Here is a 9,923-nt window from a genome sequence, read left to right as displayed (position 1 = left end):
TCCAGTTGTTCTCGCTCGTCGCGCGTAAGATTGAGGTCTCGCTTGGGTCGGCCACGAACGGTTTGCCTGGATTTCCTCACTTATCCAGTATACCAAAAGTCTCGTGTTATTGCAATGAACTTATAACTCACAACACTAGGTTCCGACGACGATCCAGCCGGCGATCACGTACTGCGCGCCGGTGCTCGTGATCGTGAGCGTGCCGTTGCCGCGTACGTTTATTCGGAAACCGGCGAGTTCGACGTTGCCCTTGGTGATGACGCCGGCGACTTCGGGCTGACGAGCCGGGGTCGTCGCGACGTCGAGACTCTCGCCGTCGGAGAACGTCGCGTTGCTGGTAGTGAGATTCCACAGCGTGCCGTAGCGATACGTCACGGAGAGCGGAATCGAAAACGTGTTGGTGGAGGTCGCGCCGTTGATCGAGTAGGTGGGCGCCATCATCGGGCAGACGGCGTCGCCCGAGCGCACGATTGAGAGCCCGCCGACGGGAGCCTGTACGCTCTTGCCGCTCGCGTTCGCCGACCAGGTAGCAAAGCGCAGGCCGTCGGTCATCCGCGTGCCGCCGGAGAACGTGCCGCTCTGCCAGCCGAAGGTCGAGTCGAGCGACGGGATGCCCTTGGCGGTGTAACCGGCGGAGCTCTGACAATAGGCGCTGACGTTGCCGAAGCTGGGCCGCATCACGAGTGCCGCAACCGAGAACACGCGTTTGGCGCCGGGCGTAACGCGGGTCGAGGTGCGGGCGAAATCCGTCTTGGTCGCAGCGCCGAAGCTGGTGAGGAATTGCTCGTCTTCGTTGATCTCGCGGACGACCGATCCGAAGGCGTCCGTGACACCGATCGCCGCCTTCGCGTTCTCGGTGGCCGAGCTGCGGTGGGCGACCAGGGAGTCAGCGGCGTCGCTAACCGTCTGCACGCTGTCGCCGCTGCGGGGCAGCGAAACGCCGGACTGCCCGAAGCCGCCGCAGCGGGTCAGGAGCAGTCCGAGTAGGGCGGTGAGCGCGAGAGCCGGCAGGCGACTCATCTTCGTGCAGACTCCAAAAAAACGACAAGCGAGTTTGCTATGGCTTCCATGGTAAGGGTACCCCATCGGGCGGCACATGAGAAGACCATGAGGACGGCTACCGGAAGCTACTTAGGTTACCTTAGGAGGTTTCACCCTTGCCGAGGAGCGCCTCGTTCGGGTATCGTACCCAGGTTCGCTGACGAATTTTGCGAGCTCTTTGGGTAGGTGGCCGAGTGGTTAATGGCACCAGACTGTAAATCTGGCGCGCGAAAGCGCTACGCTGGTTCGAATCCAGCCCTGCCCAGATCGCGGGCGTTGCATAGTGGTAATGCCCTTGCCTTCCAAGCAAGAGTCGCGGGTTCGATTCCCGCCGCCCGCTCCAGCCTTTTCCGGCCTACCGTTAACGTCTAACCTCTCCAAAAGGGAGGGGGCGCTGCCCCTCGAACCGGCCTAGCCGAAACCCGGCGCGCCTTCCAAAAAGAGGGCCGGGCCCTCTTATATGACTTAGGAGAGGTCGACGACATGCGAACTTCGTTAGCTACCGCCGGCAGCGCCGTTCTCGCTGCAGTGCTGCTCTACGGCTGTTCAAACGGTCCTGCGAGCCCACAGACTGCGCCCGCCGCGGGCTCGTTCGCGCCCGCTGCGCTCGCGCCCGCGCACGCCGGCAGGCGGCCACACTACCTGCATCCGAACGCGCGCATCGGTCCGATCAGCGCGATGCGTCTGCTCGAGTTCCAGGCCGCTGGTAAACTGCCGGCACCGGCTCCGGTCGCAACCATGCGTCAAATCCTTGCCGAGCTGCGCGCGCATCCGCACCGTCCCAACCTGCATCACCTGTCGCACAGCACCTCCGGCGTTGCAATTTGGGCTTTGAATGGGAATTCCAGCTATCTCATCGGAGAGAATCGGCGCGCGAAAAAGACCGAGACGGCGATCGATCTGCAAGCCGATAACTGCGTCGATCCGCAGAGCGTGCACGTCGACCACACGAAGAACGTCTGGATCGGATGCGAGTACGATAGCGATTATTCCAACGGCAACGTTCTCGAATATAATTCGGGCGGCACGCTGCAAGGAACGTACACGCCGAGTTGTCCGAGCCCGATCTCCAGCTGCACCTACTGGTATTCGTACGCCTACGACGCGGGGACCGACGGCAAGACTGTCTACGCCGCGATTCCCTTCTCGGAGGAGCAGATCTGCAATCCGAGTTGTAATTATGTCTACGGTTCGGGTTTCGAGTATTGGCCGGCCGGAAACGCCTCGGCAACGCCGGCATACATCAACGTCGGCGAGGCATGCTCGCCCGTCTGCGACACTGGCTACATGGATCTCGATAGCTCGGGCAACATCTGGTTCAGCTATTACGGGTGCACGAGCTCCTGCGGCGGCGGCCTCGCCGAAATTACCAATCCGACGACGAATGCAAAGTTTGTTTCGATACTCAATCCGTTGACCTTCCAGTGTCCGGGAGGCGTCTACGTCAGCAACGGCGGCAAAACCCTGAACTACGTCGACGAATGCGCGCGAACGATCTCGCAGTATGCCATGCCGGTCACTTCGAGCAGCGAGCCGGTTAAAACGCTCGGCCCGACACCGGTCAACGTCTTCGGTGCCGGCCAGCCAATCGGCCTCGGTTTCAATGCAACCGACAAGGCGGTCGTGGCGGGCGACTCCATGGGTTGGCTCGATATCGGCACGACCGCGAATAACAAGTGGAAGGCCGTCCCGAGCATAAATCTCGGCGATTACGTACCGGGCGCCGCGTACTCGCCGTCGGACAAGTAATCACGTAAACGATCGTCTTCCGATTACCCAAATTTCGCTGTATGTAAATGTTCGGTAATATGGCGGTTATGCCACCCAGGTGACATGCTTCACCTAGACGATACCGCCCATGAAGCGCAACACGAAGGCCGTCGGCGATTTCTCGGAAGCAGTCGTCCTTGCCGAACTAATTCAGGCAGGCTACAAGGTTTCACTCCCGTTTGGCGAGGACCAGCGCTACGATCTTATCCTCGACAACAAGGGGGTGCTTTCGCGCGTTCAGGTCAAAACGGGCAGGCTGCGGAACGGTGCGATCCTATTCAACTGCTATAGCGTTCACGCCGACCGCGAAGAGCGCCTGAGAACATATCGCGGCGCAGTCGCGTTCTTTGGCGTGTACTGCCCCGGAATCGCAGGGGCCTACCTCATCCCCGTCGAGGAAGTGCCAAGCACTTGTAATGCCTCGATTCGCTTCACACCTTCGAAGAACGGGCAGTACTCGCGCGTGAAATGGACGCGTCGCTACCTGATTTCCAACAAGAGTGCATCAGGCTTACAATCGCCAGATTCGCGGGATGCGCAGGGCATCTGACTACGCCGTAAACCTGCCGCGGGTAGGACAGGAAACAACGGACGGAGTAAGGCCTAGGGCCGGCGAGCCGTCGTAGCTTAGTGGTAAAGCACGCCCTTGGTAAGGGCGAGAGCATGGGTTCAATCCCCATCGACGGCTCCATCTTATTTGCGCTCCGTGGCCTCGTTGATAAAGGCGTCGGCTGCGTCGCTCCACGGCCGTTTGAAATCGGCCGGCCAGTGCGTCTCATCCGACCAAAGCCTATTCAAGCCGCTTGCGATTTCGGCGTTCCCCTGCGTAAAGGAGGCGATCAAATCGTGCCAGCGGTTTGCGAGCGCGCAAGCCTGTTCGCTGGACGGATCGATGCCATGGGTAACAGCCGCTTCGACGTCGGCAATCAACGCCGTCCAGTCGCGCTGTCCTTGCTCGATCGCATCGGGCGGCATGCTGCGCCGCCGCTCCTCGATTCTCTCGCGCGCTTCTTCCGAGTAATATTCTTGCGTCCACTTAAAGTCGTTCTGCATTTTGAAAACCTCCATGACGGTGCGGAGAATCTCCCAGCGATCGGCAGACGAATCCGCGGCCAGCGCATTCTGCGCCCGCTCGACAACGTCGAGCGCAGCGTCGAGCCGGCATCTCTGACGCGCGATGACGTTGCGCTGCATGCGCAGTGCGTCTGCGAGCGGCGGGGAAGCTTCTCCGAGAAGCTGCTTGATTTGCTCCAAGCTCAATCCGACGAATCGCAACGCCAGGATGTGCTCGAGCCGCTCGAGTTCGGCGTCGCCGTAGAGCCGGTAACCCGACTCGGTAACGGCGGCCGGCTCGAGCAAACCAAGCCGATCGTAGAGGTGCAGCGTCCGAACGCTGACCCCGGCGTCGTTTGCGAAAGCTTTAATCCGGCGCAGCGCGCCGTCTCGCGTTTCCATCGTCGTTTCGGAGCCTAGACCCTAACGCAACGTCGGAGTCAAGGGCGACCAGATCTCAGGCTTTTGCCCGCTTGGCCGAGAGGGCGGAGGAGCACCCGTTTTTGCAGCATTTTCTAACCCCGCAGCCGGCGATTACGGGTTATAATATACACAGTTATGCTTAAGCTGTTCTCACACATCCTACTCGGCGCCGCGCTGGCCGCGCCGCTCTGTCTTACTTTTCCCGCAGCGGCAGGCGCGCAGGAACGCGCTCCGAGCTACGGGACCCCGGTTGCAAACCAGCAATCGATTAGAGGAACCCTGACCGGATTCGACGGCAGCTACGTCGTCTATCTGCACGACGACCGCGGTTACAGCGATCACGTCACGATGCACCAGGGGACGGTCATCAATCCAACCGGCCAGAAGCTGACCGAAGGCATGCGCGTGACCATCTACGGCTATGCCAATGGCTCGACGTTTGACGCCTATCGCATCGACGTCGCTGGTTCGTCCTACTACGGCGATAACGGCGGCGGCTACACCGCCAACGGCTACGGCGATGGCGGCTACGGCGGGTACGGCTACGGCGGCGGGTACGGCTACGGCTACGGCGGCTATCCCGTGGGCATTAGCCTCGGCTTCGGCTGGGGTTGGCCCGGTCCGTGGGGCTTCGGCTACGGATACCCATACGGCGGGTACTACGGCGGCGGATACTATCCGTACGGCGGCTACTACGGCGGATACCCGTATCGCTACGGCTGCTGCCGCTATCCCTACGGGGGCGGACGCCCGCCGGTGCGCACCGGAACCATCCACGGCAATCCCGGAGGCGGCGGCGGCGTACGCGGCGGTATGCCGCAGGGCGGCGGCGGGCGCGGCGGCATCAGCGGTGGCGGAGGTCACGCTCCGGTAAGCAGGGGCGGCGGCCGGCCGCCGCACTAACCGGGCGATCTCGGCCTCTAGCTACCAGAGCGCGCCGTCCGAGACGAGGATATAGAGTATCGGTCCCAGACCCCAGACGATGCTGACGATAAACCAGATGACCTTCTGAAAACCCGTCAGATCGCCGCGGCCGAGCAGGTTGATCCACATGAGGATCATCGCGATCGGGTGTAAGAGAATCGACAACAATATCTCGAAGAGCAGCTTCATGAGCTGCTCTTCGCGCTTGCATCGCTTTAGCGCCTTCGCGCGTTATACGTCTCGAAGAGGAAATAAGCGATGAAACATGACGTAGTCCCCGAGATTCAAAAGAGCGAGCAGGAATGGCGCGCACAGCTCGGGCCCGACCGCTACCATATCCTGCGCGAAGCCGGAACCGAGGCACCGTTTAGCGGTCCGCTGCTTCACGTCAACGACGACGGCACGTATACGTGCGGGGCCTGCGGTCTGCCGCTCTTCGCGGCCGATTCGAAGTTCGATTCGCACTGCGGCTGGCCGAGCTTCACCAGCCCTCAAGAACAGGAGAACGTCCGCCTCCTCGACGACTCCAGCCACGGCATGCAGCGCATCGAGGTACGCTGCAAACGCTGCGATTCACACCTCGGCCACGTCTTCGACGATGGCCCCGGCCCGGAAGGAACCCGCTATTGCATCAACTCGCATTCGCTCGACTTTCGGCCCTCGCCCTCTTCGTAAGCCTCGCGCTGCCGTTCGCGCTGCTGCGCGTCTCGGCGGCCCAGAACGTCGTATCGGTACTCTACGCCGGCTCACTCGTCACGCCGATGGAAGGGCCGGTGAAGGCGGCGCTGCTCGACAAGGGCATCGCCTTCGAAGGCCAACCCGGCGGGAGCAAAGAGCTGGCGAATCTCATTGCGTCGGGTGTTCGCACCCCCGACGTCTTTATTAGCGTCAATCCGCCGCTGGTGAAGAATCTCGGCGATAAAGTCGCCTCGGCGACGACCTTTGCGGGAACGAGCCTTGGCGTTGCATGGGCGCCGAACTCGAAATACGCCGCCGTCTTCGAACGCGCCGCCAAAGGCGAGATGCCGCTGGAGGATGCGCTCGAAACGCTGGACCTGCGCATCGGGCGCACCGATCCGAAGCTCGATCCCAAAGGTGCGTACACGATCACCGGCGTGAAGATGTGGCTGGGCGACGAACAGGAGCAGCATCTGCTGGGGCCGGAGGAAAATCCCGCGCAGATCTTTCCCGAAGAGGATCTCTTGGCGCGCGTCGACACCGGCCAGGTCGACATCGGATTCTTCTATCGCACCGAAGCAATCGCACGCAAATATCCTTTCATCCCGCTTCCCGGCAACGCCGCGCTCACCGATCGCATTACTTACACGCTAGCGATCATGAAGGCCGCGCCGCATCCGCAAACCGCCAAAACCTTCGCCGATTTTATTCTCACCGGCGCCGGCCGCGATATCCTGACGCGCGCGGGTTTGACCTTCCTCAAGTGAATAAGGCGCAGTTTCCCAGTGAACAAACCGCCGATGGCAGCTTCAAGCGTCAAGAAGATGCCTTTCGCGACTGGGTGAAGGCCGACGGCAGCTCCGGTTACCCGGCGCAAGCCGGCCGCTATCATCTCTACGTTTCGTTGGCGTGTCCGTGGGCGTGCCGCACCGTTATCGTTCGGAAGCTCAAAGGACTCGAAGACGCAATCGGCATGACGATCGTCGATCCGATTCGCGACGAACGCGGCTGGCGTTTTACCGCGCAGCCAGACCCGGTCAACGGCTGGGCTTTTCTGAGCGAAGCCTACACGGCCACCGATCCCGGCTATGACTCCCGCGTGACGGTGCCGGTGCTCTGGGATAAAGAGCGCGGCCGCATCGTGAGCAACTCCGATGACGACATCATGCGGATGTTCGAAACGCAGTTCGACGCCGTTGCGGCCAAGCCGGAACTCGATCTCTATCCGAGCGATCTGCGCCCGCAAATCGACGAGCTCAACGACTTCATCTACGAAACGTTCAATAACGGTGTCTACCGGGCCGGCTTTGCAACGTCACAAGCTGCCTACGAAAGCGCCGCCTACGAAGTCTTCACGACGATCGACGCGATGGAGGAGCGCCTGGCTTACCAGCGCTATCTGCTCGGTGCGCGGCCGGTCGAAACCGATTGGCGTTTCTTCGTGACGCTTGTGCGCTTCGATCCGGTCTACTACAGCCACTTCAAGTGTAATCTCCGGCGAGTCGTTGACTACCCGAATCTCTACGGCTACCTGCGCGACCTCTACCAGATCGACGGCGTCGCCGAGACCGTGGACTTCGATCAGATCAAGCGCCACTATTACATCACGCAAGACGAAATCAACCCAACGGGGATCGTGCCGATCGGCCCGATAATGGATCTCGGCGAGCCCCACGACCGGAACCATCTGAACTAAATCCCTGGCCGGTCCGCTTGCGTGACCGCTTCGGCACGCTTCAGGTATTATGAAGCCAAATGATCGCAAGCGTTCTTCGCTGGTCGCTTCATGTTGGGATCGCTTGTTTGGTCCTTTGCGCTCTATTTTTGGTGTACATCTTCGCAGTCAGCATCTTCTATTCGGGCCCTGAACCGCACATCTCAGGCCCCGAACCGGTAACTCGCAGCCGCTAGATAATAGCGAGCGCTTCTTCCCGAACTTCAAAGACCACTAGCGCCTCAGGCGGGCCCTTGACATCGAACATATGTTCGATTAGCATGAATCTCCCATGGTGGCATTAGCAGTACGGGATGAAGGCAAAATCGCGGCTTTCGCAGCCCTCAAAGCCGAGCTGAGCGCCAAGGTGGGGCCCGCTTCCCTTGCAGTCGAGGGAGCCGTTCCAACCGCCATCCCGGAACTGGACCGGCTGCTAACGGGAGGCTTTCCTCCGGGTGCGGTCGCGACGCTCGAGGGGACGACCGGGCGCTGGAGCGTGGCAGCTGGGCTCGTCGCCGAGTTGACGCGCCGCAGCTTAGTAGCGATCCTCGACGATGGAACGCTCTATCCGCCGAGCCTGGCCGAGGCGGGAGCACGCCTCGAGCACGTCCTGGTCGTCCCCGCGAGGAAGGCGCTCGAGGTCGCCCGCGCGGTCGACATCTTGCTGCGCTCGCGAATCTGCCGGCTGGTGCTCATGCCGGCGATCGCGCTGCGTGACGCGATTTGGTCGCGCTTGGCGATGCTCGCGCATCGCAGCGGGGTGCTCTTGGTCGTGATGGCCGCGCGCGCCGGTGCCGCTTTGAGCGCCGTTGCAGAGCTGCGGCTGCACTGCGCGTTCGAGCGTGCGGTCGTTCACGGCAAACGTGGGCTCTGGGGTTGCTTCGCCGGTTTCGATTTCTGCATCGACCTGCGCAAGCACAAACACCTTCCTTCGGCGCTGCTCGGGACGGCAAGGCTCCGTGCTGCTCTGCGTTGACCTTCCCGGCGACCTGCCCGAACCGGCGCAGTGGGAGGAGCTGCTCGATGCGCTCGATGCCGTCTCGCCGCTGATCGACGACGTTCGCAGCGGCCTCGCATATCTCGACATGCACGGCAGTCCCGGCGGAGCGTCCGCCTGGATCACGCAAACGCGCACGCTGCTCTCGGCGTACGGATGCCTGCCGCGTCTCGGCGTTGGACGCAATAAAATAGCCGCGCGCGCGGCGGCGTACGTTGGCGACGGCTGCATCTGGCGGCCCGGTTCGGAGGCCCGGTTACTCGCCGAGCTGCCGTTGGCGCTGCTTGATATCGAACCGGAGATCGTCGAACGGTTGACGCTGCTCGGAATCGAACGCCTCGGCGATCTCGCCGCGCTGCCGCACGGACCCTTCGTACGGCGATTCGGCTCGGCGGCCGCGCGCTGGCACGAGCTCGCGCGCGGCATCGATCGCCGGCCCTTCCTGCCGCGGAGCCGAGCCGTCGCGATCGAGGCAGCGCTCTTCGGTGAAGGTCGCGCCGTCGACGAAGTGCAGGTTTTCTTCGCGTTGCGCATGCTGTTGACGCGTGTCTGCGGCGATCTAGAACGCTGCGGAAAGCGCGCCGGTGCGCTGTACCTGGCGCTCGAGCTCGAGGACGCCGGCACCGCCGCGTTCGACGTTCCGCTCGCCATGCCGACGGCAGACGAACGAACGATGTTCGAGATGATGCGCGCCAAGCTCGAAGGCGTGACCTTCGAAGCGGCCATCGTCGGTCTGCGCGTGCAGGCGCGTATCCTTGAAGAAGGAGGAGAAGCGCAGGCGCTCCTACGCGCCGTCGACTTCGATCCTGCACGAGTCGCCGTAACGATCGCGCGGCTCGAAGCGATCCTCGGCGAGAGCGTTTCGCGCGCGACGACGCGGCAAGCCCATCTGCTCGAAGAGCGTTTTACCTACGAACCGTTCGCGCTCGACAAGCCGAAGATGACGGCCGCTCATTCCGAAAGCGATCCCTGCCGCTCCGAGGGCACGCGTAAGGTCGTTCCTCAACTGCGCTTGCTTGAAGTTCGGGAGATTCCCGTCGAGTTACGCGCCGGGGAGCCTGCGATCGTCGACCGCCAAACGGTAACGCAATGCAGCGGCCCGTGGCGCATCCAAGAGCGCCCGTTCACTCCTGCGCCGGTCGCACGCGACGAATACGACGTCGTCCTCGCCGACGGAACCTTCGCCCGCATCTACCATCAAGGTGCGCAATGGTACCTCAGAGGTGTATATGAGTGAGCTACTTCGCATTCTCCGAGAGCGCGCGACCCAATGGGTTCGGGGACGCTCGCTTTTCCGCATCCGGCGGAAAAGCTGCTCGCCTC

11 protein-coding genes and 3 tRNA genes are annotated in these 9,923 nt (G+C 62.1%); 11 read left to right on the top strand and 3 right to left on the bottom strand.

Annotated features, from left to right (window positions below; all coding sequences use genetic code 11):
* Positions 1 to 135 precede the first annotated feature (135 nt).
* Positions 136 to 1,020 carry a hypothetical protein gene (locus VGG51_04515; GenBank protein ID HEY1882284.1) on the bottom strand — a complete coding sequence of 295 codons (885 nt, stop codon included), beginning with the start codon at positions 1,018 to 1,020 and terminating at the stop codon, positions 136 to 138.
* A gap of 201 nt (positions 1,021 to 1,221) precedes the next feature.
* Between VGG51_04515 and VGG51_04510 the strand changes: the two genes are divergently transcribed.
* The 5 genes from VGG51_04510 (at position 1,222) to VGG51_04490 (ending at position 3,502) form a co-directional block, all read left to right on the top strand.
* Positions 1,222 to 1,306: transfer RNA gene (locus VGG51_04510), tRNA-Tyr, on the top strand.
* Between the two features lie 4 nt (positions 1,307 to 1,310).
* Positions 1,311 to 1,384 (top strand) — tRNA-Gly (locus VGG51_04505).
* A gap of 140 nt (positions 1,385 to 1,524) precedes the next feature.
* Positions 1,525 to 2,790: a hypothetical protein gene (locus tag VGG51_04500; protein HEY1882283.1), complete on the top strand. Its 1,266-nt coding sequence runs from the start codon at positions 1,525 to 1,527 to the stop codon at positions 2,788 to 2,790.
* A gap of 109 nt (positions 2,791 to 2,899) precedes the next feature.
* On the top strand, positions 2,900 to 3,361 hold the full coding sequence (locus tag VGG51_04495; protein ID HEY1882282.1) for a group I intron-associated PD-(D/E)XK endonuclease: 462 nt from the start codon (positions 2,900 to 2,902) through the stop codon (positions 3,359 to 3,361).
* Positions 3,362 to 3,427: 66 nt separating this feature from the next.
* Positions 3,428 to 3,502: transfer RNA gene (locus tag VGG51_04490), tRNA-Thr, on the top strand.
* 2 nt (positions 3,503 to 3,504) lie between these two features.
* Here VGG51_04490 and VGG51_04485 read toward each other — a convergent pair.
* Positions 3,505 to 4,266: a MerR family transcriptional regulator gene (locus tag VGG51_04485; protein ID HEY1882281.1), complete on the bottom strand. Its 762-nt coding sequence runs from the start codon at positions 4,264 to 4,266 to the stop codon at positions 3,505 to 3,507.
* Positions 4,267 to 4,422: 156 nt separating this feature from the next.
* Between VGG51_04485 and VGG51_04480 the strand changes: the two genes are divergently transcribed.
* Positions 4,423 to 5,190, top strand: coding sequence for a hypothetical protein (locus VGG51_04480; protein HEY1882280.1), 768 nt, complete (start codon positions 4,423 to 4,425; stop codon positions 5,188 to 5,190).
* 21 nt (positions 5,191 to 5,211) lie between these two features.
* On the opposite strand, the gene VGG51_04475 is transcribed toward VGG51_04480, so the two are convergent.
* A complete protein-coding gene (locus tag VGG51_04475; protein HEY1882279.1) occupies positions 5,212 to 5,400 on the bottom strand; it encodes a hypothetical protein in 189 nt (62 codons plus the stop codon).
* 69 nt (positions 5,401 to 5,469) lie between these two features.
* On the opposite strand from VGG51_04475, the gene msrB reads away from it, so the two are divergent.
* The 5 genes from msrB (at position 5,470) to VGG51_04450 (ending at position 9,837) form a co-directional block, all read left to right on the top strand.
* A complete protein-coding gene (gene msrB, locus VGG51_04470) occupies positions 5,470 to 5,886 on the top strand; it encodes a peptide-methionine (R)-S-oxide reductase MsrB (protein HEY1882278.1) in 417 nt (138 codons plus the stop codon).
* A complete protein-coding gene (locus VGG51_04465; GenBank protein ID HEY1882277.1) occupies positions 5,838 to 6,656 on the top strand; it encodes an extracellular solute-binding protein in 819 nt (272 codons plus the stop codon). The genes msrB and VGG51_04465 overlap by 49 nt, the downstream gene beginning before the upstream one ends.
* Positions 6,653 to 7,585, top strand: a complete 933-nt coding sequence (locus tag VGG51_04460) for a glutathione S-transferase family protein (GenBank protein HEY1882276.1) — start codon at positions 6,653 to 6,655, stop codon at positions 7,583 to 7,585. The genes VGG51_04465 and VGG51_04460 overlap by 4 nt, the downstream gene beginning before the upstream one ends.
* 310 nt (positions 7,586 to 7,895) lie before the next feature.
* Complete coding sequence (locus tag VGG51_04455) at positions 7,896 to 8,579, top strand: hypothetical protein (protein HEY1882275.1); 684 nt, start codon at positions 7,896 to 7,898, stop codon at positions 8,577 to 8,579.
* The gene (locus tag VGG51_04450; GenBank protein ID HEY1882274.1) at positions 8,563 to 9,837 is read left to right on the top strand and encodes a hypothetical protein; all 1,275 of its coding nucleotides are present in this window, start codon (positions 8,563 to 8,565) and stop codon (positions 9,835 to 9,837) included. The genes VGG51_04455 and VGG51_04450 overlap by 17 nt, the downstream gene beginning before the upstream one ends.
* Positions 9,838 to 9,923: the final 86 nt, after the last annotated feature.

The sequence above is a fragment of the Candidatus Cybelea sp. genome (assembly GCA_036489315.1).
Lineage (GTDB): Bacteria > Vulcanimicrobiota > Vulcanimicrobiia > Vulcanimicrobiales > Vulcanimicrobiaceae > Cybelea.
This window is presented reverse-complemented; position numbering and strand designations above follow the sequence as displayed.